This window comes from Desulfuromonadales bacterium, assembly GCA_035620395.1.
In the GTDB taxonomy this organism is placed as follows: Bacteria; Desulfobacterota; Desulfuromonadia; order Desulfuromonadales; family DASPGW01; genus DASPGW01.
The window spans coordinates 1-20,784 of the sequence record DASPGW010000186.1; the positions used below are offsets into that span (position 1 = coordinate 1).

A 20,784-nucleotide genomic window follows, 5' to 3' on the forward strand; every position below is an offset into this window, starting at 1 on the left:
CCTTTATCGCATTGACCATGCCGATGAGCTGATCGAGATGGGAATGGACGAATTTCTTCCCGGCCGCGGGGTGGCGGTGGTGGAGTGGGCGGAACGGCTCTCCGCAGGGGAGACGGCAACCCTGTCGGTCCACTTCGAACATGCCGGCGAAGATGCCCGACGGTTGACCTTCGCGCCCGGGAACGGGACGGGCGTGCGGCTTATCGAGCAGTTGCGACGCAGCTGGCAGCAAAGGGGAGGCGGGCAATGAAAGAGTTCGACATCGCTGTCATCGGCGGCGGCCCCGGGGGTTATGTGGCTGCCATCCGGGCGGCCCAGGCTGGCGCCTGCGTCTGTCTGGTGGAGCGGGACAAGGTCGGCGGCACCTGCCTCAACCGTGGCTGCATCCCGACCAAGGCTCTCTACAGCACGGCCCATCTGCTGCAGGCGATCCGCTCGGCGGCCGCGCACGGCATCGAGGTCGGTGAGCCGCGTTTCGATTTCGGCCGGGCAGTCAGTCGCAAGGACGAGGTGGTCTCCCGGTTGGTAGGCGGAGTGGAGCAACTGCTCAAGGGGAACGGCGTCGAAGTCTTCCACGGCGAAGCTTCCCTGGAAGGACCGGGGCGGGTTCGCATCCGCCGTCCCGACCTTACCGGACACATCCGTGCGAAGAAAATCATTCTCGCCACAGGCTCGTTGCCCACCTGTCCGCAAACCCTACCCGTGGACGGGAAAAATGTTTTGACCAGTAATGAAATTCTTGCTATTAAAGAGCTTCCAACGAGCCTGCTGGTGATCGGCGGTGGCTATATCGGCTGCGAATTTGCCAGCATTTTTGCCGCCTTCGGCAGCCGGGTCACTATCGTCGAGCAACTGCCGGCCCTGCTGACCCGCAGTGATCGCCAGGCGGTCCGAGAGGTGGAAAAGGCCCTCAAGGAGCGGGATGTCGCCATCCACACCGAAACCGCGGTGGAATCGCTCAAGATCGACGACGACGGTGTCACCGCCAGCTTTTCGGGCGGCCAGAAGATCCGGGCGGCGAAGGTTCTGGTGGCGGTCGGTCGCCGGCCCAACAGCGATGGTTTCGGCTTTGCCGAGGCCGGCATCCGGCTCGAGAAGGACGCTGTGGTGGTCGATGCGGGCATGCGTACCAGCGCCGAGGGGGTTTTCGCCATCGGTGATGTGACCGGCGGCATCCAACTCGCCCACGTTGCTTCCTATCAGGCGCAGATTGCCGTCGCCAACGCTCTCGGCGGCGACGAACGGGCCGACTACCGGGTGGTCCCGAGCACCATCTTCACCCTTCCGGAGATTGGCGAAGTCGGCCTTACGGAGGAGGATTGCAAGGCGAAAGGGGTGGCCGTCGACATCGGCCGTTTTGCCTACCAGGCTTCGAGCAGGGCCCTGTGCGCCGGTGAGACGCGTGGTTCGGTCAAGATCGTCGCAGCCGCCAGGGACGGCCGGATTCTCGGCGCTTCCATCGTCGGGGAGGAAGCATCGACCCTGGTGGCGGAGGTGGCCGTCGCCATGCAGCAGCAGATGACGGCAGCGCAGCTCGGGCGACTGATCCACTCGCATCCCACCCTCCCGGAAATGCTCAAGGAAGCGGCCGAGGATACGGTGGGAGAGGCCGTGCACAAGATTGGGCGCCGGGCGAAGGGCCGTCCCGGGGACGACCGCAAGTAGGACAGGCAGGCTAATTCGCGACCGCAATGGCCGCTTTTCGAAACAAAGGAGGAAAAGCCGATATGGCCCTGGTTGTGCAGAAGTATGGTGGGACTTCGGTCGGTACCATCGACAGGATCCGCAATGTCGCCCGGCGCGTGGCCAAGACCTACGACGACGGCAATGACGTGGTGGTGATCGTCTCGGCGATGTCCGGGGAGACCAACAAGCTGGTGGCGCTCGCCAACGAGACGTGCGAGTTTCCCAGTGAGCGGGAGTACGATGTGCTGGTCGCCACCGGCGAGCAGGTGACCATCGCCCTCCTTTCGATGTGCCTGCAGTCGATGGGGTACAAGGCCAAGAGCTACATGGGGCACCAGATCCCGATCCTCACCGACAGCGCCTTTTCCAAGGCGCGCATCGAGAAGATCGACGACAAGAAGATTCGCGAGGATCTGAAGAACGGCACCATCATCGTGGTGGCGGGCTTCCAGGGAGTCGACAAGGAGGGAAACACCACCACCCTCGGCCGCGGCGGTTCCGATACCTCGGCGGTGGCGGTGGCGGCGGCGCTCAAGGCCGACGTCTGCGAGATCTACACCGACGTCGACGGGGTCTATACCACCGACCCGCGGATTGTTCCCGACGCCTCGAAGATGGAGAAGATCTCCTACGAGGAAATGCTCGAACTGGCCTCGCTCGGTTCGAAGGTGCTGCAGATCCGCTCGGTGGAATTCGCCAAGAAATATAATGTGGTCGTCCACGTCCGCTCGAGTTTCAACGACAATCCAGGGACCCTGGTCATGAAGGAGGATGCCGATATGGAAGCCGTTCTGGTTTCGGGGATCAGCTATAACAAGGATGAAGCCAAGATTTCCGTCTTCCGGGTTCCCGACAAGCCCGGGATTGCCGCTCAACTTTTTTCGCCCCTGTCCCACGCCAACATCACCGTCGACATGATCATCCAGAACGTCTCCCACGAGGGGTACACCGACCTGACGTTCACCGTTCCCAAGGCGGACTTCAAGAAGGCCCTCAAGATCGTCGAAGAAACAGCCAAGGACATCGGCGCCAGCGGGGTTTCCTCCGACGAGAGCATCGCCAAGGTGTCGATCGTCGGCGTCGGCATGCGTTCCCACTCCGGTGTCGCCAGCAAGATGTTCCAGACCCTTTCCCAGGAAGGGATCAATATCCAGATGATCTCCACCAGCGAGATCAAGGTTTCCTGTATTATCGACGCCAAATACACCGAACTGGCGGTGCGCGTGCTGCACGACGCCTTCGGTCTGGCCAAGAAGGACGTCAAGGCGGAATAAATCCGCGGGGCGTGACGCGTGACGTGTGACATGTAGGGGCGCAGCATGCTGCGCCCCTGCACGTAAGGGGAATGAAGAAATGAGCCTGATCAAGCTGTACGACACGACCCTGCGGGATGGCACCCAGGCGGAGGATGTTTCGTTCCTGGTGGCGGACAAGATCCGCATCGCCCATAAACTCGATGAGCTGGGGATTCACTACATCGAGGGAGGGTGGCCCGGGTCGAACCCGAAGGATATCGCTTTTTTCAAGGATATCCAGAAGGCCAAGCTGAACCAGGCGAAGATTGCCGCCTTCGGCTCCACCCGCCGGGCGCAGACGACGCCGGAGAAGGATCACAACATCCGCACCCTGATCCAGGCCCAGCCGGACGTGGTCACCATCTTCGGCAAGACCTGGGACTTTCACGTCTTTGAAGCCCTGCGCATCAGCCTCGATGAAAATCTCGAACTGATCTTCGATTCCCTCGAGTATCTCAAGAAGCATGTAGCCGAGGTGGTCTACGACGCCGAACATTTCTTCGACGGCTACAAGGCCAATCCGGAATACGCCCTGAAGACCCTGCAGGCGGCCGAGCAGGCGGGGGTCGACTGCATCGCTCTCTGCGACACCAACGGCGGCACCCTGCCGCACGAGCTGCCGGCGATTCTCGCCACGGTCAAAAAGGCGGTCAAGACGCCGCTCGGCATCCACACCCACAACGACGGCGAGTGCGCGGTGGCCAATTCCCTGGTGGCCGTGGCCCACGGCATCGTGCATGTCCAGGGGACGATCAACGGCTTCGGGGAGCGCTGCGGCAACGCCAACCTCTGCTCCATCATTCCGGCCCTCAAGCTCAAGATGGGCAAGGAATGCGTCAGCGACGACCAGCTCAAGCGCTTGCGGGAGATCTCCCGCACCATCTACGAGCTGGCCAATCTGGTCCCCGGCAAGCACCAGCCCTACGTCGGCAACTCGGCTTTCGCCCACAAGGGAGGCGTGCACGTCTCGGCCATTCAGCGTCACCCCGAAACGTACGAGCACATCCGCCCCGAGAAGGTCGGCAACGTCACCCGGGTGCTGGTCTCCGACCTCTCCGGGCGCTCCAACATTCTGGCCAAGGCCGAGCAGTTCAACATCAACCTCGACAGCAAGGACCCGGTGACTCTCGAGATTCTCGAGGAGATCAAGGAGATGGAGAACAAGGGGTACCAGTTCGAGGGGGCCGAGGCGAGCTTCGAACTGCTCATGCGCCGGGCTCTCGGGACGCTGCGCCATCACTTCTCGGTGATCGGTTTCCGGGTCATCGACACCAAGCGGCATGAGGATGAGATGCCCTCTTCCGAGGCGACGGTGCAGGTCAAGGTAGGCGGCAGGATCGAACACACCGCCGCCGAAGGCAACGGTCCGGTCAATGCTCTCGACCACGCTCTGCGCAAGGCGCTGGAAAACTTCTACCCGCAGCTCAAGGAGATGAAGCTGCTCGATTACAAGGTGCGGGTGCTGCCCGCCGGCAAGGGGACGGCCTCGGTGACCCGCGTGTTGATCGAGTCGGGAGACAAGTTCGAGCGATGGGGGACGGTGGGGGTTTCGGACAACATCATCGACGCTTCCTACCAGGCGCTGGTCGATGCCCTGCAGTACAAGTTGATCAAGGACCAGGAACGTTAGCCGGTGCAACCGCCCCGCGGCACCCTTCTGCTGGTGGCGCTGCTGCTGCTCGGCCTCGTCGTCGCCTACGGCCGGGTGTTCTTCCTCGACAGGGAAGAGCCCCCGGCCTTTTCTGTGGATAAACGTCAGGGAATCGCCGTGTTGCTGGGAGCGGGATTTCATATGCCCGGTGTTCATCAATTTTCTGACGATGTCACGGTGCAAGGCGTCATCAAAATGACGGGTCTGGCGATCCGCTCCGGACTTTCGGAAAATCCATGCCTGACTCCCTCCCTTGCCGACGGCGAGGCTTTAAATATTGTCGTAATCGATGGTGAAGTGACTGAAATAAAAAGGTTCTGGATGCCGGCGGCACAGCGGATGGCGCTGGGCACCCCTCTGCATCCCGATCGCATGTCCCTCGCCGATTGGGAAGATCTTTCCGGCATCGGCCCCAGGATGGCCCAGGCTATTGAAGAGGAGCGTCAACGAAATGGCGATTTTGGCTCGCTGGCAGGGCTGGAGCGGGTCAAGGGTATCGGACCGAAGCGTCTGGCCGGCTGGAAGAGATTTTTTCAGGAGCCGGATTGATTTTTTAAGTACTTGAAAAACAGAGGAAAACTATAAGATAATAAATCTGGTCATATTTTTATTCCCTCCTTCAGGATAAAGCTGGCACGACTGGTGAAATAGGTAGTAGATACCAACCGGACGCAGCCAGTCAGACATCTGATCACATAAAAAGGAGGAACAGATCATGAAATGTCCCAAATGCAAAGGAAGAATGTACGCCGAAAAGTATTACGACTTCGTTCGCTCCTTCGATGCATGGAAGTGCTGTGCCTGCGGTGAAGTTCTCGATCCGACGATCCTCGCCAACCGTGCCCGCAACCATAACCTGTTCCTGGGTTGACCGCTCAGGACTCAGGCAGGCCGTATGATTGATCTTTTTGGGCCGGGGAAGTAGCTTCCCCGGCCCTTCTGCGTCGACAAGGCCCCGCTATCCCGCTTCAATTCCTTTTTTAGGCACAGTAACTGTCTGCCTCCGGGTCCTTGAGCCGGATGGCAAAGATCTGCACCCGGTCGGCTTCCCGCCGCTTCGCGAAGCACAGTCGGGCGATGCCCCATGCCAGCCGCAGCCACCTCGCCTCCGAGAGGAAGCGAGTGGTGCGGCGGGTCGGCGCACCTCAGTAATCGACGCCGGGCTGGGGTTCGATGTTCTTCCGGAAAGCGTGTTTGATCTCGCGCACCTCGCTCACCGTGTCGGCCATTTCGACCACCTCGGGGTGGGCGTCGCGGCCGGTGAGTACCAGGTGCTGCAGGGACGGTTTTCGTCGTAGCAGGTCGAGGACCTGCTCGAGATCGACAAGCTTGAGGTGCAGGGCGTTGTTGATTTCGTCGAGAATGAGCAGGTCAAAGCGTCCCGATTCCATCTTCTCCCGTGCCATGGCTATCGCCTCCTGGGCGTTGGCCCGGTGTTCGGCGAAGGGGTAGGGGTTGCCCTGGATGCCGCAAAATCCCTTGCCGGTGGCGGTGAGCTCAATCTCGCAGGCGAGCTTTTTCACCCCGTCCCACTCGCCGGCGTAGAGGTCCCCCTTCATGAACTGGATGATACAGACCCGCAGGCCGTGCCCGCAGGCCCGCAGGGCCATTCCCAGGGCGGCGGTGGTCTTCCCCTTGCCGTGGCCGGTGATGACGACCACCAGCCCCGTTTTCACTTTCGGCTCCAGCCGTTCTATCTTCAGCGGTTTTGATCCCTTGTCTGCCACCTGTTGCCTCCGTGCAAATGGCGTCTTATCTGTGGTCCCTCAGGGGCCCGGCAGGACGAACTCCGGCCCCTCTTCCTGCTCGCTCCAGAAGCGTGCCGCTCCCGGATGCAGGGGAAGCACTCCAATCCGCCCCCCCTCGGTCATGGAGAGGTCGCCGGCAATCGGATGCACCTTCTTCAGATTGCGCATCCCACCCTCGGAAAAGAGGACCGTCAGCGCCCGGTAGACGAATTCCTCATCGACACCGGCCGATGCGACCCACAACGCCTGGTCCTGGAAGGTCTCCACCGGATAGTCAAGCCCTCGGTAGGTTCCGGCCGGAATGATGGCGGGGGTATAGGCGGGATGCTTCTGGAAGAAACCCGCCTCCCGCGCCGCTTCACCCAGGTCGAGAAGACGGATAGGCGTCTCCCGGTTGATTTTTGTCAGTGAGAGGCTGGGAAAGCCGACCATCTGCCATAGAGCGTCGAGCCGACCGTCCTTGAAGTCCGTCGCCGCCAGATCGTAGCTGGAAAAATCAGGGATGATCGACTCCCACATCCCCAGGCTGCGGAAGAATTTTTCGGCCGAAAGTGCTGTCGCCGAGCCGGAATAGCCGACACCGACGCGCTTCCCCTTCAACTGGAAGGGGGAGGTGCAAGGGCTGTCCCTGGGGACGGCCAGGTGGGCACTGCCACCGTAAAGCCTGGCCACCCCCAGCACGCTGAAGAGCGGCCGGGGATAGTTCGGCAACTCTCCCCTGGCCCCGGCCAGGGCATCGTTTGCATAAACGATGGCCATTCCCGAGCTGCCTGATTCGACGCGCAACAGGTTGTAGACCGACCCCCCCGAACGCTGCACCGTGATGCGGGTGCCGGGGATGGCGTCTTCGAACAGCTTAGCCATCCCCCCGGCGAAGATATAGAATGTCCCGCCCTCCGGTCCCCCTTCAAAGATTACTCGTTCACGCGGTTCCCGACAGCCGCCAAGGATCAGGCCGAGCGCAAGGAACAGCGAGAATCCCAACCGAGTTCCCCGTCTGCAAGACGCTCTGACCACGAAAGCCTCCTTCCGATCCTCGTTCCGACCGTTCCGGTCGATGAACTCTCTCTTCATACCATTCTAAACCATTTTTCGCCGACGCCCCACCCTGCTTCGCAAAAAGTCCGTGTGCCCTGGCCCAGGGCGGCAAGGCAGACGGTCCTGAGCAACTCGGCGAAGGAAGAGCCGCCGCCAGAATGCCTCATCCGCGCCCAGCATTGCAAACCCTCACCGGGAGGTATAATGGACAGGAAGGCCATGGTTTCGAGGCAAGAAAAACACTTCGCCGGATGAAAGGAGAGACCGTTTGATGGCCATATACGCATGCGAGAGAAGACTGTTCTGCGCCCGGCTCGCCGTCAGCTGCTACCCCCGGGGCCTGAAACGAATCGGGTGAGACCATGGACAGCCGGCCTGTACGCATCCTCACCGCCGTCGCTCCCTACGACGGCCACGACGCCTCGGTGCTTGCCCTGAACCGCGCCCTCCTCACCGGCCCGTGGTCGGTGGAGGTGATCTACCTCGGCTTCAACATGCGCGGGGAGCAGATCAGCGAGGCAGCGCTGCAGGAAGGAGCCGACGCGGTGGCCGTCAGTTCCTACAACGGCGGCCACATGCAGTTCTTCCCCCATCTTCTGCGCCTGCTCGGCGAGGGGAGCGCCCCCTCGCCCCTCCTCTTCGGCGGTGGGGGCGGGACGATTCTGCCCGAGGAGATCGCCGCCCTGGAGGCGGCGGGCGTGGCGCGCATCTACGGTCCCGGCCAGCCCCTCGACGCCGTGGCCGCCGATCTCCTTGGCCGCTTGTGCGAAAAGGGGGCCCCCGCCGAACCGGAGCCGCCCGGTGCGGAAACCCTCGCCCGCGCCGCCGCCCGTGAGCCGGCTGCCCTCTCCAGACTGCTCGCCTTCGCCGAGACGCGCTGGCGAAACGGACCCGCCACCAGTGACGCGCCGGAGGGCTACCGGCTGTTCCTGGCGCAGGGGGCCGGGAGCCGAACGCCGGTGGTGGTCGTCACCGGAGAAGGGGGGGCCGGGAAGAGCACCCTCATCGACGAACTCGTCCTGCGCCTGCGTCAAGCCTTCCCCGAAAAGTTCCTCGCCGTCCTGGCCAACGACCCGACCCTCGATAGCGGCGACAGCCGAAGCGCCCTGCTCGCCGACCGGGTGCGCATGAACGCCGTCTACGACCGGCGGGTGCTGATGCGCAGCGTCGCCACCGGCTCCCCCTACCTCCCCTTGAGCCCCGCCCTGGCCGAAATGACCGCCTTGCTGCGCGCTTCCGGCTTCGATCTGGTGCTGGTCGAAACCCCCGGCACCGGCCAGACCGGCCTCGACCTGGCACCCCTGGGGGCCGATCTCGTCCTCTACCTCAAGACCCGGGAATACGGCAGCGGCTTGCAACTGGAGAAGGACCAGATGCTGCGTGAGGCCGACCTGGTGGTGCTGAACAAGGTCGATCTTCCCGGCTCCGAGTCGGCCTTCGCGGAACTCGGCACCCTCCTGGCCCGGCTGGGGCGGGAAGAGGCCCTGCACGGGGTGATGACCAAAACCGCTCGCGATCCCGGGGTAGACAGGCTCTTTGCGGAGTTCTGCGGCCGGCTCGGCTGGCCGCCTCCGGCGCCCACCGCCGGGGAGGAGATCTTCCGGCACGCCCGACAGGCCGCCCTCGTTCCCCACGGCCGCCGCGCCTATCTCGCCGAGATCGTCCGCACGATCCGGAACTATGACCGCTGGACCGCCGGGCAGCTCGACCTGGTGCGGCAGGACCCTGGCCGTCTCGAGCCCCTCGATCCGCGCTGCCGGCAGCTTCTGGAGAACTGGCCGCAGAGGTGGGAGGAGCTCTCCGCGCGGGCGGCGGAGAAGCTCGGCACCGAGCCGTGGACCCGCACGCCCAACGGCCTGCGTCTTCCCCGGGTGGCCCTGCCCGACCCCGCCGACCGGGCCGAATCGCTGCGCTTTCTCCTTGAGGAGGGGTTGCCGGGGGATTTCCCCTTCGCCACCGGCATCTACCCGCTGCGCACTCTCTCCGCCGGGGAGACGACCCGCCAGTTCGCCGGGCTGCGCGGCCCTGAGGAGACCAACCAGCGCCTGCACCTGCTCAACCGGGGGGTCGCCCGGCCGCGTCTCTCCATCGCTTTCGACGGTCCCACCCTGTACGGGGCGGACAGCGACGACGACCCGGGGAGCATCGGCAAGATCGGTGAGGGCGGAGTCTCCATCGACTCCTACGAAGACATGAAGCTGGTCCTCAGGGGCTTCGATATCGCCGAGATCAGCACGTCGATGACCATCAACGGGCCGGCCCCGATCCTCCTCGCCATGTACTTCGTGGCCGCCCAGGAACTCGAGGAGGAGCGCGCCGCGCGGCAGCTCGGCCGCCCCCTGGACGAGGCGGAGCGCGCCGCCCTGCGGCGGCGGACCCTCGGCCTGCTGCGCGGGACGCTCCAGGCCGACGTCCTCAAGGAGGTACAGGCCCAGAACGAGTGCATCTTCCAGCCGGACTTCGCCATCCGCCTGCTCGGGGATGTCCAGGAATACTTCGTCACCAACGACGTCCGCCGCTTCTACTCCCTTTCGATCTCCGGCTACCACATCGGCGAGGCCGGCGCCAGTCCCATCCAGGAGCTCGCCTTCACTCTGGCCAACGGCTTCACCTACGTCGAGCATTTCCTCGCCCGCGGCCTGGCCATCGACGCCTTCGCCCCCCAGCTCTCCTTCTTCTTCAAGGTCTCCCATGAGGCCGAATGGCTCGCCTACGGCGCGGTCTGCCGCAAGCTCTGGGCGGTGGCGATGCGCGACGTCTACGGGGGGAGCGAGCGCTCCCAGCGGTTCAAGTTTCACACCCAGACCTCGGGGCGGGCCCTGCAGGCCGAGGAGTGGGACAGCCTCAACCCCCTGCGCCAAACCTACCACGCCCTGCTGGGGCTGCTGGCGAACGCCAACTCGCTCCACGTCGACGCGGCCGACGAGCCGATGACCACCCCCGGGGAGAAATACGTGCGGCAGGCGGCGCTGATTCCCGGCTACCTGCGCGAGGAGGCCGAGGCCTTCGTCATCCAGAACCTCCTCTCCGGCTCCTACGCCTTCCGCACCCTGATGCGGGAGGTCCAGGAAGGGGTCCTCGCCGAGTTCGAGCGCCTCGACCAGCTCGGCGGGGTGGGGCCGGCCACCGAACAGGGGTACCAGCGGCGCTGCATCGCCGAGAACTCCGCCCGCTACGAACGGGAGCGCCGCCCGCCGACGCCGGAGCACCCCGGCCCCCCGCTGCGGCCGATCATCGGCTACAACGTCCACACCCTTCCCGCAGGCCATCCCGACCGCTACCCCAGAGTCTCCGAGGTCATCCGGCCGGGGCCCGAGGACTGGGAGCGGCAACTCGCCCGGGTGCGCGATTTCCGCCGGCGCCACACCGAAGACGCCCCGCTCTATCTGCAGCGCCTCAAGGCGGTGGCCCTGGGCGACGGCAACGTCTTTGCCGAGCTGCTCGAGACCGTCCGGCATGCCACCCTGGGGGAGATCACCCGGACCCTCTTCGAGGTGGGGGGGCGCTACCGGAAGATGGTTTGACGCCGACTCTGGGATTTGCCTGTAAAGCACGGGACCGGACCCCTTGCTCCCCCAATGGCGCCAAGGTCGCAATGAAATTTGAATACTTCTCGTGATGTTTTTGCGTTCTTTGCGAGCATTGCGCGAAACCGCCTTTTCCAGAATTAAAATCGTTGGAGGCGCGCCGCCGGCATGCTATAAGCGCCGGAGCAGGGTGCAGCTTGACGTAGGGAGGACATCTTGATTTCTGCCGCCGGTTCCGGGCTCAGCAAATCCCTCATCCTCAAGGGGATCCAGTGCGTCAAAGCCCTCTATCTGGCCAAAAACCCGCCCGATTTCGTCTTCCCCCCGCAACCCTCCCGCAAGGCCCGCTACCGGACCGGCACCGAGGTCGGTCTGCTTGCCCAGCGGCTTTTCCCGGGCGGCGTCGAGGTACCCTACGCGGAGCTTTCGGTCAGCGAGCAGGTGGCCAGGACCCGCGAGCTGATCGAGGCCGGGACAGCAGTCATCTACGAAGCCTCCTTCGCCTGGGATGGGATTTTCGTAAAAGTTGACATCCTGGTGCGTGCCGGCAGCGGTTGGGAGATCCACGAGGTGAAGATGGCGACTGCCGTCAAGGAGATCAACCTCGACGATGTGGCCATTCAGTATCACGTGCTCTCCCGCTCCGGGCTTTCGGTCTCCCGGGCCTTTCTCGTCCACATCGACAACAGCTACGTGCGCCAGGGTGCGCTCGACGTCCAGCGTCTCTTCGCCGGCGAAGATGTGACCGAGGCGGTTCTCGCCCGCCAGGGCGGGCTGCCGGAACTGGTCGAGCGCCTGCGGGCGACCTTGACCGAAAGCCATGAGCCGTCCATCGACATCGGCCCCTGGTGCACCCACCCCTACGAGTGCGACTTCATTCCCTATTGCTGGCGGCACATCCCCGAGGAGTCGGTCTTCTCCCTCAGCGGCAGCGCCGCCGACAAGTTCGCCCTTTACTACGCGGGGTTCGTTCGCCTCGAGGATGTCCCGCTCGACCGCCTCAAGGATAAGCAGCGTTTCGAGGCGGAAGCCACTCTCGGCCGGCAGGATACGATCCACCCGGAGCGGGTCCGGACCTTTCTCGAGAGCCTCTGGTACCCGCTCTGCCACCTCGACTTCGAGACCTTCGATACCCCCATCCCCCCCTTCGACGGCGTTCGCCCCTACCAGAAAGTCCCGTTTCAATACTCACTGCACATTCAGCTGCAGGAAGGAGCGCAAGCCGAGCATCACGAGTTTCTGGCGGCGCCGGGGCGCGACCCGCGCCGGGAACTGGCCGAGCGGCTGCTCGCCGAGATTCCTGCGGGAGCCTGTGTCCTCACCTACAACCAGGCCTTCGAGACAGGAGTACTCCGCGAGCTGGCGGTCGCATTCCCCGACCTGGCTCCGGCCACTGAGGCGCTCCTTGCCAAAGTGCGCGATCTGATGCTGCCGTTCAAGCGGCGTGACGTCTACCGCTGGCCGATGCAGGGGTCATACTCGATCAAGAAAGTCCTGCCGGCCCTGGTGCCGGACCTCTCTTATGAGGGGCTGAGCGTGGCCGACGGGCAGATGGCGATGCTCGCCTGGCACGAAATGGGTGCGACGGACGACCCGGTGCGGGTGGCCGAGATCCGGCGGGACCTCCTGGAGTATTGCCGGCTCGATACCTGGGCGATGGTTAGGATTCTTGACGAGTTGAAAAAATTGAACTGAAGCCGGGAGCGGGTCGGCAACCGGCTCGCTGCCTCCGGCGATTTACAGCACGGCCCGCGGCCGGGCCAAGGAAAGGAGAGACCATCTTGTCCAAGGAATCGACCGTCACCGTACGGATGTTCGGCGTCCTGCACACGCTCCGCAAGGGGAGCGGCCTGGCCTCTATCGCCGAGGTCCTTGTCCCCGCCGAGGGACGCCGGGCCCGGGACATCGCCCGCGAGCTCGACCTGCCTCTCGACAAAATCGAGGGGGTATTCGTCAACGCCATTGTCTACGACATCGACCACCTCATTCTTCCCGGCGACCGGGTCGCTTTTGTCCCGACGGGGGTTCCCGGTCCGCATCGCTTCATGCTGGGCGTCCACCGGGCCGGACAGGCCAGGGGGAACGAAGACTGAAGGCCGAAGCCTGGAGCAGAGAAGTCGCGGCAAGGAGCGCTGAGGAGGCCCGGGAAGTTTTCGCTGCCACCTGTTGACAAAGCGGAAATCGGCGTTAATTTGGTCTCGGAAACCGCTGATTTGTCGAGTTGATGGCCGGAAGTGCGCTTGCTTTCGAAAGGAGAAGTCTCATGAGTCAGGTGTCTTGCAGGTGGATTTTTCCATTCGTGCTCTTCCTGCTGCTGTCCCTCGCGGCCTGTGTCAGGGGCAAGGGCCAGACTCCTGCCGCTCCGGCAGAATCAGCGAAAACCGAAAAAGCGCCTCCCGCCCGGGCGGCGGCTGCCTTGAAGCCGACCGAGGGCAACAAGGCAACCGGCAAAGTCTCCTTCATTTCCCAAAATGGGGGGCTACGGGTCGTCGCGGATATCGAGGGTCTGACGCCGGGCAAGCATGGCTTCCATATCCACCAAACCGGCGACTGCAGTGCTCCGGACGCCTCTTCGGCGGGCGGGCATTTCAATCCGGGCAACACCCCGCACGGCGCTCCGGAAAGCCCTCCTGCGAAGCGCCACGCGGGCGACCTGGGGAATCTGGAGGCCAATGCGGAAGGCAAGGCGCATTACGAGATGGTGGATCCGGTCCTCTCTCTGGGCGGCCCGAACTCTATCGTGGGCAAATCCGTCATCGTGCATGCCCAACCCGATGACCTGAGCACGCAGCCGACCGGAAACGCGGGTCCGCGGCAGGCCTGCGGCGTCATTCGGAGCGGGGAATAGTCCCCATCCCGCCGCAAGACCGGGCCGGCCCCTTTGTCTTTCTGTTACCCTCTAAGGCTGCGGTAGCTGCTGCAGCTCTGCCGGCGACAGGCCCTGCACATACTCCAGCATTCCCCGCAGGGTGTTGCCGAGGAAAACGCGTTCGCGGGCGAAGATGTCGGACGGCAATTGCGTGATGTTTCGGTAAACCTCGTCCTGCTCCAGCAGCCAGCTGAAGAACACCTCTTCGCGCCGGGACTCCGGCATCGCCGCAGTTGCAGCCACCCCCTGGACCCACAGAAGGAGCTGGCGGCGGCCGATCTGCAAATGCTCCAGCGCATTGTCGACCTGGCCGTAATGGGCGAAGACCATGCGGCGGGGCGCCAGGGCGATCATCCGGTCGATGGAATCGAGGGCGACCTCCAGGAGGAAACGCGGCGGGGTGGCGGGGCGCATGTAAATCCCCTTGGGAACCTCGCTGCGCACCCCGGCCACCTCGCCGGCGAAGAGCAGATCGCCCAGCAGGTAGCAGCAGTGGTGCTGGGCATGTCCCGGCGTGAGAAAGGCGCGCCCGCCGGTCTCGCCGATTTTCTCTGCAAAGCCGATCTTTTCCTGCGGAACCGGCATAATCTCCCCGTACGCTTCGGCCAGTCCCCCCAGCACCTTGCGCGACCCCTGCCAGAGCTTCTCCGGCGCGATCAGGTGCCGGATCCCCTCGGGATGACAGATCACCCGCGTTTCGGGGAATTCGCGCAGCAGGGCACCCGTGCCGCCGGCATGGTCGATGTGGATGTGGGTCAGCAGCACGTAGTCGATGCGTTCGACGCCCAGCCGGCGCAGTTCGCGAAGCAGATAAGGGATGGTCGATAGCGGCCCCGGGTCGACGAGGAGAGTGAAGCCGTCTCCCCGGCAGAGCCAGGCGCTGATGAATGTGCGAAAGCCTTCAAGGGCCGGCTGGTCGAGGTCGATGCAGACCAGGTTGTCGAGGTTCATGCAATCCCCTTGCAGAGTGTTGTACACGCCGATATCCGGCCCCGTTCGGGCCGCTCGCGGTTCTGATTGTGGCGTGGTGAAAAGCGGTTTGTCAACGTCCGATGTGCGGATTGCGGGGCACCTGGAAGCTTGATGGATGTCCTTGCGTCTACCGGCAGGTGCTATAATTCCTCCAGATAAACTCCCGGCATATCCCCGGAAAGGAGGACCGATCAGATGAAAGCCAAAGCACTTTTTTCCGTTCTGGCCTTGTGCACGGCCTGCCTCTGCCTGGCGGCATCGGGAGCTGCGGTGCGCATCGAGGAGTGGGACGTCCCCACGCCCCGCTCCTTTCCCCACGATCCGGCCGTTGCCCCGGATGGGGCGCTGTGGTACACGGGGATGCGCGCCAATACCCTCGGGCGGCTCGATCCGCAGAGCGGGCAGGTGCGCGAGTACCCGCTGAAGACTCCCGATTCCGGCCCCCATGGGCTGGTGGCCGACCGGCAGGGAAACATCTGGTTTACCGCCAACGCCAGGGGGTACATCGGCAAGCTCGACCCGGGCACCGGCGAGGTGACCGAGTATCCCATGCCCGACCCGGCCGCCGACGACCCGCACACTCTGGTATTCGACGCTGGCGGGATCCTCTGGTTTACTGTCCAGCGCGGCAACTTCGTCGGGCGGCTGGATCCCGCCACCGGGAAGGTCGACCTCAGGCGCTCCCCTACCGCCGGTTCACGACCGTACGGGATCATTGTGAACCCGCAGGGGGTTCCCTTCTTCTGCGAGTTCGGGACCAACCGGATCGGCCGCATCGACCCCGCCACTCTGCAGATTACAGAATATCTCCTGCCGGAAGGGGCGCGGCCACGGCGGATCGCCGTCACCTCCAACGGCCTGATCTGGTACACCGATTACGCCCGCGGCTATCTGGGACGGCTCGACCCGAAGAGCGGCCAGGTGGTGGAATGGCCGTCGCCGGCCGGCAAGGGGGCTGCCCCGTACGGAATGGCCGCCACGCCAGACGGCGCCGTCTGGTACAGCGAATCGGGTGCCGAGCCGAATACCATCGTCCGCTTCGACCCGAAGACCGGGAAGTTCGCGATCTGGCCCATCCCCTCCGGCGGCGGGGTGGTGCGGCACATGGTAGCGACGCCGCAGGGAGATCTCTTCATCGCCTGCAGCGGCGTCAACAAGGTCGGGGCGGTGCGGGCCGAGTGAGGGGTGTCTGTCCGCAGACGGCAGGCGAGGATCGGTGCCGCTGAGGTTTTCCTTTGCCGAAACCGTCCTCGCTTGCTATCTTCGGCAGGAAAACACCCTCAGAAGGACTGGACCATGCCGATCCGCTTTCTGCACACCGCCGATATCCACCTCGGCAAGACCTACCGTAACTCCCCAGGCGAGGCCGAGCGCTTCGCGGACTTTTTCCGCTGTCTGGCCGGGATTGTCGCCGCTGCCGTTCGAGAGAAGGTCGACTTCGTCCTCATCGGCGGCGACCTCTTCCACACGGGGCAGATTCTCCCCCGGACCTTCGCCGCGGCCATCGAAATACTGCAGCCGCTCAAGGACGCCGGTATCCCCTGCATCGCCGTCGAGGGAAACCACGACTGGATCCATCGTCGGGACAGCATTTCGTGGCTGGAGGCGCTCTCGCAGATGGGCTATCTGCGCCTGTTGCGCCCGGCGCGCACGGGGGACGGCGGCTATCGTTTCGATCCCTTCGACGAGGCGACCGGCATGGGAGGGCACCTCGAGATCGGCGGACTCAACATCTACGGCCTCGGCTACCTCGGTGCCCAGGCCGGCAGCCACGTGCCGCGCATTTGCCAGGCGGTGACCACGGAGAACAATCTGCTCCTCTTTCACGTCGGCATCTGGCAGTATTCGCCGGTGGAGATCGGCAACATGCAGCCGGCGGAGGCTCTCCCGCTCGCCGACACCTTCGGCTACGTCGCCCTCGGCCACGGTCACAAGCCCTACGTCGTTGCCACCCCCGACGGCCGCCCCTACGCCTTCAACCCCGGCTCACCCGAGAGGGTCAATTTCGGCGAGGAGCGCTATGACAAGGGGTATTACCTGGTGACCGCCGCCGATGGCGGGTTCGTCCATGAATTCCACCGCACCGACCCCCGGCCGATGCTATCGGCGATTATCGACCTCGACGGAGCAGAGGATGCCGAGTCGGCCCTGTCGCGCTTCCGCGAACAGGTGGCGGTCCGGTGCGCCGGCCAGGAGGAGGCGCGCCGACCGCTGCTCGACCTCAAACTCACCGGCCGGGTCCGTTTCCATCCTTTCGAACTCGGTCGCGAGCGCCTGCGCCTGGCGCTGGAGGAGATCGCTCGTCCCCTGCACGTGGAAATCCGCAACCACCTCTCCCTGGTTGTCCGCAGCGGGGAGGGGGAATCAGTCAAGCGGAGCCTGGCTGAAATCGAGCGTGATGTGCTCTGCGAGTTGGTCGGGGCGAAAAGCGAGTACCAGGGACGGGAAGCTGGGTTGGTGGAACTCTCTCTGGCGATCCGGGATCAAGTGCTCAAGGGAGATGTCGACGGGGAAGAGTTGCTGGGGCTTCTGGGGCAGTTTACGGAGCGCTCTGGTGCAGGGGGTGGGTAATCGTGTTGCCTGGTTTCCCAAGTGTTTCTGTGGCTGGCGACGCCAGCCATTTATTTTCCAACGGCATGCTCCTTTTGGGAGGTTCCGTTCCGCAGGTAATGGCCCATATACCCGAGTTTGGATGAGATGATTTCTCCCGTCTCCTTGAGCAGGGGGAGCAGTTGGTGTTCCAGTTTCTCCGCCGGCATGCGGAAATCCGGCCCGAGTAGTGCCAGCACGCCGGCCAGCTCTCCGGTGCCGTTGAACAGAGGAACGGCGGCACTGGTGATTCCCTCTCCGACTCCGTGCTGATCGATGCAGACCCCCTTGTGGCGGATGGCGGCCAGTTCCTCGGCAACGGCTGCGGCAGGAGCTGTCTTGGCGGCGCGCCCTTTCTCTTCCGTGCCGGTATTTTCGCCGAAGGTGAGGAATACCTTTCCCGCGGCGGTCGAAGCGAGGGGAAAGCGTTGCCCGACCAGGGAGACGATCTTGACCTTCTGGGCGCTGTCAACCATGTCGAGGAAGAGGCCTTCCTCGTGGCGCCGGACCGCGAGATAAGCGCTCTCGTTGCACTGGCGAACCATTTGTTCCATCACTGGCCGAGCCTTGCTCAGAAGCCGCATGCGGGAGAGAAACTTCTGGCTCATCTCGTAGATGGAGAGACCGAGGCGATACTTCCCAGAGGTCTCTTCCCGTTCGACGAAGCCGCGGTTCTCGAAGGTTGCCAGCAGTCGGAAAACGCTGGTCTTGTTCATGCCCAGTTTTTCACTCAGATGCGAGATGCGGAATTCATCCGTCTCCTCGCTGAGCGCCTCCAGAAGGTCGAGGGCGTTTTCGACGGAATGAATGGAATAGGAATCTTTTTCTCGGCTGGTCAAGAGAGATCTCCTGGGCTGTGCGAAGGGGCGCCGTCCCGCTTGCGAAGTTGCGGGCGGCAGCTGATATGAAGACAGTGCATAAAAAATAATACGACGTTTTATTTAAGTCAACAAAGATTTTCACCTCGCCGCAAACATGGTCTAATTTGATAATTACTTGTTATTGCAAAAGAAAAGCCGGATATCTACGGGAAATTGCTCGCATGATGAGTGTTTAATTTTTGTTGATGACTATCGTCGACATCTTTTTGTCTTTTTTATAAAAATAATGTTCTAATTCTTGAAGGCGTATCGACGCTTTTCGAGCAAAAGGCACGAGGAGTAAGCGCAGTCGACAGGTGGGCGTTAGCAGGTACGGAGCGGGTGCTTGTAGCGAGGGCAAGGACGCAGGTGCTGAAGGGTTGACAGGGAAAAAGCTTTAACGACTGCGAAGAAGCCTTTCGACGATGGGGTAATCGGCCGGCAGGAGGGCAAAGGAAGAGAGCTCTTCCAGCGCGACCCAGCGGTGCTCGGCTACCTGCAGGTTGCGGATTTCGCCGGCCAGAGGATGGCACTCAAAGGCGAGAATCAGCACCGGCCCCCAGTCGTAGCGATAGTAGGCAGTCTCGATGATATCCCCGACGGCGACTTCCAGGCCCAGTTCCTCGAGGATTTCGCGGCGCAGGCAGTTGCGGGGTGATTCGTTGCCGTCGAGCTTGCCGCCGGGGAATTCCCACATGCCGGCATGCGGTTTTCCTTCGGGCCGACGGGTGATCAGGACGGAATCATCGTTGCGGATGACGGCGGCAGTAACGACCAGAGGCTGCATCGATTGACCTTGGGGAGCTGAAATGGTAGGTGCGACGGCTCAGTATACCGTTTCGCTGTCGGCGGCCAAAGGGTTTTTTGCTGACAGGCCGCGCCGGGATATGGTAATAGATGACCCGCCGACTTCGGTCGGGATTCTGAAGCCAGCGGGAGAGACGGAGTCATGTACAAGCTGTCAGAAAAGGGGCGGGGCATTCGCGACATGTTCGATGCCATTGCTCCCCGCTACGATCTGCTCAACCGCCTGCTGTCGCTCGGCATAGATCGACGCTGGCGGACCTTCGCCGTCGGCCAGTTGCAGATTCCCGCAGGGGGCCGGGTGCTCGATGTCGCCAGCGGAACCGGTGACGTGGCACTCGAGATCGCCGCGCGCACCCCCGCCTCGGTGCGCATCGTCGGCGAGGATTTTACCCAGGGGATGCTCGTCAGGGGGCGGGAGAAGATTGATAAATCACCTTATCGCGGCCGCATCCTGCTGGTCAATGCGCCTTGCGAATCGATGCCCCACCCCTCTGGTATCTTCGACGGAGTGACCATCGCCTTCGGTATCCGCAACGTGGTCGATCGTCTGGCGGGCCTGCGGGAGATGTGCCGTGTGCTGAAACCGGGCGGCAGGGCGGTCATTCTGGAGTTCTCCAATCCGCGTAGCCGCCTGTTCAAGGCCCTGTACTATTTCTACTTTCGCCGCATTCTTCCTTTTCTCGGCGGCCTTCTTTCCCAGCGCAGCGCTTACCAGTACCTTCCGGATTCGGTTCTGGAGTTTCCCGACCAGTCGACCTTCAAGGCACTGATGGCCGAGGCCGGCTTTACGGAGTTGAAACATTTTGACCTGACCTTCGGGATTGCCACGGTCTACGTCGGTAGCCGTCCCGCCTGACAGACTCTCCCGCTCCTGCCAGTCGCTATTTTTTCCCCCCCTGCAACAGTTCCTCGACGTCGGTAACGACCTTGCCGGGCAGCCCCAGAACCCGCTTGAAGATTCCCCGAACCTTCTCCGAAACCGAGGTGATCGGGATGGGGGTGACCTCCGGATCGTCGCTTTTCCCCTTGATGGCGAAGTGAGCGGTAATCAGGGCTTTTTCCTCGCCGGTCAGCAACCAGCCGGCAATCGGGATACGGGTGACGATCTTGTCCACCGTCCGCAGCGGTTTGACGCCGAGCACCAGATCCAGCTTCTGTTCAGCCAGGTCGGCGTCGCCGACCAGCGACAGGTTCATGGCGTTGCTGTCGACGAACAGGTCGTCGGTGGAGAGAATGCCTTTGCTCAGGTTGAAGTTGCCTTTCAGCCGGTTGAAGGGCATCCCCTCCTGGGACATGTCCGGGAGATTGAAGGTCAGTATCTGCGAGACGTTGAGCAGAGAAAAGACCTTGGACAAAAACGGGAACTTGCGCAACACCCCGTCCTTGATCTGCAGGCTGAAGCCGCCAAGGGAGGATTTCAGGAACTTGCTCCCCGGCTCCCCTTCCAGGTAGAAGTCCCCCTTCAAGGTGCCGGTGATCAGACCCCGCCGTTTGAAAAGCTCATGCTGCAGGGCCGCGGCATCGAAGTTTTCAAGATGCCCGGATATCTTCAGCAGGGACGAGCCGTCAGGTAGCCGGTCGACTTCCACCTGGCCGGTGCAGCGGCCGGCGCCGGCATCGAAATGGAGCGGGAAGATGGTCAACTTCCCGTCAGCAAAGCCGATTTTTCCCTCCGCATTCTGGAAATGCAAAGGCCCCAGGATCCCTTCCCTGACCCGGGCGTCGATCAGTACGGCGACTTT

General features: G+C 63.1%; 19 protein-coding genes. 13 read left to right on the plus strand and 6 right to left on the minus strand.

Annotation, left to right across the window (positions count from 1 at the left end; genetic code table 11):
* The 6 genes from VD811_10010 to VD811_10035 all read left to right on the plus strand — a co-directional run.
* A partial coding sequence (locus tag VD811_10010; GenBank protein HXV21305.1) for a tRNA (adenosine(37)-N6)-threonylcarbamoyltransferase complex ATPase subunit type 1 TsaE occupies window positions 1-250 on the plus strand: 250 nt, incomplete at its 5' end.
* Window positions 247-1,665 carry a dihydrolipoyl dehydrogenase gene (gene lpdA / locus VD811_10015; protein HXV21306.1) on the plus strand — a complete coding sequence of 473 codons (1,419 nt, stop codon included), beginning with the start codon at window positions 247-249 and terminating at the stop codon, window positions 1,663-1,665. The genes VD811_10010 and lpdA, both read left to right, overlap by 4 nt.
* Before the next feature lie 62 nt (window positions 1,666-1,727).
* Complete coding sequence (locus VD811_10020; protein HXV21307.1) at window positions 1,728-2,960, plus strand: aspartate kinase; 1,233 nt, start codon at window positions 1,728-1,730, stop codon at window positions 2,958-2,960.
* A gap of 79 nt (window positions 2,961-3,039) precedes the next feature.
* Entirely contained in the window at window positions 3,040-4,611 is a 1,572-nt protein-coding gene (gene cimA, locus VD811_10025; protein HXV21308.1) for a citramalate synthase, read from the plus strand.
* 3 nt (window positions 4,612-4,614) lie between these two features.
* Window positions 4,615-5,181, plus strand: a complete 567-nt coding sequence (locus VD811_10030) for a helix-hairpin-helix domain-containing protein (GenBank protein ID HXV21309.1) — start codon at window positions 4,615-4,617, stop codon at window positions 5,179-5,181.
* A 166-nt stretch (window positions 5,182-5,347) separates the two neighbouring features.
* Entirely contained in the window at window positions 5,348-5,503 is a 156-nt protein-coding gene (locus VD811_10035; protein HXV21310.1) for a hypothetical protein, read from the plus strand.
* A gap of 274 nt (window positions 5,504-5,777) precedes the next feature.
* Here the strand turns inward: VD811_10035 and cobO are convergent, their stop codons facing one another.
* Complete coding sequence (cobO, locus tag VD811_10040; GenBank protein HXV21311.1) at window positions 5,778-6,359, minus strand: cob(I)yrinic acid a,c-diamide adenosyltransferase; 582 nt, start codon at window positions 6,357-6,359, stop codon at window positions 5,778-5,780.
* A gap of 39 nt (window positions 6,360-6,398) precedes the next feature.
* Complete coding sequence (locus tag VD811_10045; protein HXV21312.1) at window positions 6,399-7,454, minus strand: TAXI family TRAP transporter solute-binding subunit; 1,056 nt, start codon at window positions 7,452-7,454, stop codon at window positions 6,399-6,401.
* A 326-nt stretch (window positions 7,455-7,780) separates the two neighbouring features.
* Here VD811_10045 and VD811_10050 point away from each other — a divergent pair, with 326 nt between their 5' ends.
* The 4 genes from VD811_10050 to VD811_10065 all read left to right on the plus strand — a co-directional run bounded on the left by VD811_10050 (window position 7,781) and on the right by VD811_10065 (window position 13,793).
* A complete protein-coding gene (locus VD811_10050) occupies window positions 7,781-10,942 on the plus strand; it encodes a methylmalonyl-CoA mutase family protein (protein ID HXV21313.1) in 3,162 nt (1,053 codons plus the stop codon).
* A gap of 219 nt (window positions 10,943-11,161) precedes the next feature.
* A complete protein-coding gene (locus VD811_10055) occupies window positions 11,162-12,640 on the plus strand; it encodes a DUF2779 domain-containing protein (protein ID HXV21314.1) in 1,479 nt (492 codons plus the stop codon).
* A gap of 86 nt (window positions 12,641-12,726) precedes the next feature.
* A complete protein-coding gene (locus tag VD811_10060; protein HXV21315.1) occupies window positions 12,727-13,038 on the plus strand; it encodes a MoaD/ThiS family protein in 312 nt (103 codons plus the stop codon).
* 170 nt (window positions 13,039-13,208) lie between these two features.
* Window positions 13,209-13,793: a superoxide dismutase family protein gene (locus VD811_10065; GenBank protein HXV21316.1), complete on the plus strand. Its 585-nt coding sequence runs from the start codon at window positions 13,209-13,211 to the stop codon at window positions 13,791-13,793.
* A 51-nt stretch (window positions 13,794-13,844) separates the two neighbouring features.
* Here the strand turns inward: VD811_10065 and VD811_10070 are convergent, their stop codons facing one another.
* Window positions 13,845-14,765, minus strand: a complete 921-nt coding sequence (locus tag VD811_10070; protein HXV21317.1) for an MBL fold metallo-hydrolase — start codon at window positions 14,763-14,765, stop codon at window positions 13,845-13,847.
* Between the two features lie 216 nt (window positions 14,766-14,981).
* Here VD811_10070 and VD811_10075 point away from each other — a divergent pair, with 216 nt between their 5' ends.
* Both VD811_10075 and VD811_10080 read left to right on the plus strand, forming a co-directional pair.
* Window positions 14,982-15,968: a hypothetical protein gene (locus VD811_10075; GenBank protein ID HXV21318.1), complete on the plus strand. Its 987-nt coding sequence runs from the start codon at window positions 14,982-14,984 to the stop codon at window positions 15,966-15,968.
* Between the two features lie 114 nt (window positions 15,969-16,082).
* Window positions 16,083-17,357 (plus strand): exonuclease SbcCD subunit D, encoded by a 1,275-nt coding sequence (locus VD811_10080; protein ID HXV21319.1) that lies wholly within the window; start codon window positions 16,083-16,085, stop codon window positions 17,355-17,357.
* A 50-nt stretch (window positions 17,358-17,407) separates the two neighbouring features.
* Here the strand turns inward: VD811_10080 and VD811_10085 are convergent, their stop codons facing one another.
* Together VD811_10085 and VD811_10090 are read right to left on the minus strand one after the other, a co-directional pair.
* Complete coding sequence (locus VD811_10085; GenBank protein HXV21320.1) at window positions 17,408-18,214, minus strand: IclR family transcriptional regulator; 807 nt, start codon at window positions 18,212-18,214, stop codon at window positions 17,408-17,410.
* A 418-nt stretch (window positions 18,215-18,632) separates the two neighbouring features.
* Entirely contained in the window at window positions 18,633-19,022 is a 390-nt protein-coding gene (locus VD811_10090) for a (deoxy)nucleoside triphosphate pyrophosphohydrolase (GenBank protein HXV21321.1), read from the minus strand.
* A gap of 162 nt (window positions 19,023-19,184) precedes the next feature.
* Between VD811_10090 and ubiE the strand changes: the two genes are divergently transcribed.
* The gene (ubiE, locus tag VD811_10095) at window positions 19,185-19,898 is read left to right on the plus strand and encodes a bifunctional demethylmenaquinone methyltransferase/2-methoxy-6-polyprenyl-1,4-benzoquinol methylase UbiE (protein ID HXV21322.1); all 714 of its coding nucleotides are present in this window, start codon (window positions 19,185-19,187) and stop codon (window positions 19,896-19,898) included.
* Between the two features lie 25 nt (window positions 19,899-19,923).
* On the opposite strand, the gene VD811_10100 is transcribed toward ubiE, so the two are convergent.
* Window positions 19,924-20,784, minus strand: an 861-nt coding sequence (locus VD811_10100; protein ID HXV21323.1) for an AsmA-like C-terminal region-containing protein, incomplete at its 5' end; no start/stop codon positions are given.

What these genes read in the sequence shown, in the direction of transcription:
- VD811_10035 (HXV21310.1), top strand. Translation starts at nt 5,348, where the DNA reads ATGAAATGTCCCAAATGCAAAGGAAGAATGTACGCCGAAAAGTATTAC.
- VD811_10075 (HXV21318.1), top strand. Translation starts at nt 14,982, where the DNA reads ATGAAAGCCAAAGCACTTTTTTCCGTTCTGGCCTTGTGCACGGCCTGC.
- lpdA (HXV21306.1), top strand. Translation starts at nt 247, where the DNA reads ATGAAAGAGTTCGACATCGCTGTCATCGGCGGCGGCCCCGGGGGTTAT.
- VD811_10020 (HXV21307.1), top strand. Translation starts at nt 1,728, where the DNA reads ATGGCCCTGGTTGTGCAGAAGTATGGTGGGACTTCGGTCGGTACCATC.
- VD811_10070 (HXV21317.1), bottom strand. Translation starts at nt 14,765, where the DNA reads ATGAACCTCGACAACCTGGTCTGCATCGACCTCGACCAGCCGGCCCTT.
- VD811_10090 (HXV21321.1), bottom strand. Translation starts at nt 19,022, where the DNA reads ATGCAGCCTCTGGTCGTTACTGCCGCCGTCATCCGCAACGATGATTCC.
- VD811_10050 (HXV21313.1), top strand. Translation starts at nt 7,781, where the DNA reads ATGGACAGCCGGCCTGTACGCATCCTCACCGCCGTCGCTCCCTACGAC.
- cimA (HXV21308.1), top strand. Translation starts at nt 3,040, where the DNA reads ATGAGCCTGATCAAGCTGTACGACACGACCCTGCGGGATGGCACCCAG.
- VD811_10045 (HXV21312.1), bottom strand. Translation starts at nt 7,454, where the DNA reads ATGAAGAGAGAGTTCATCGACCGGAACGGTCGGAACGAGGATCGGAAG.
- ubiE (HXV21322.1), top strand. Translation starts at nt 19,185, where the DNA reads ATGTACAAGCTGTCAGAAAAGGGGCGGGGCATTCGCGACATGTTCGAT.
- VD811_10065 (HXV21316.1), top strand. Translation starts at nt 13,209, where the DNA reads ATGAGTCAGGTGTCTTGCAGGTGGATTTTTCCATTCGTGCTCTTCCTG.
- VD811_10080 (HXV21319.1), top strand. Translation starts at nt 16,083, where the DNA reads ATGCCGATCCGCTTTCTGCACACCGCCGATATCCACCTCGGCAAGACC.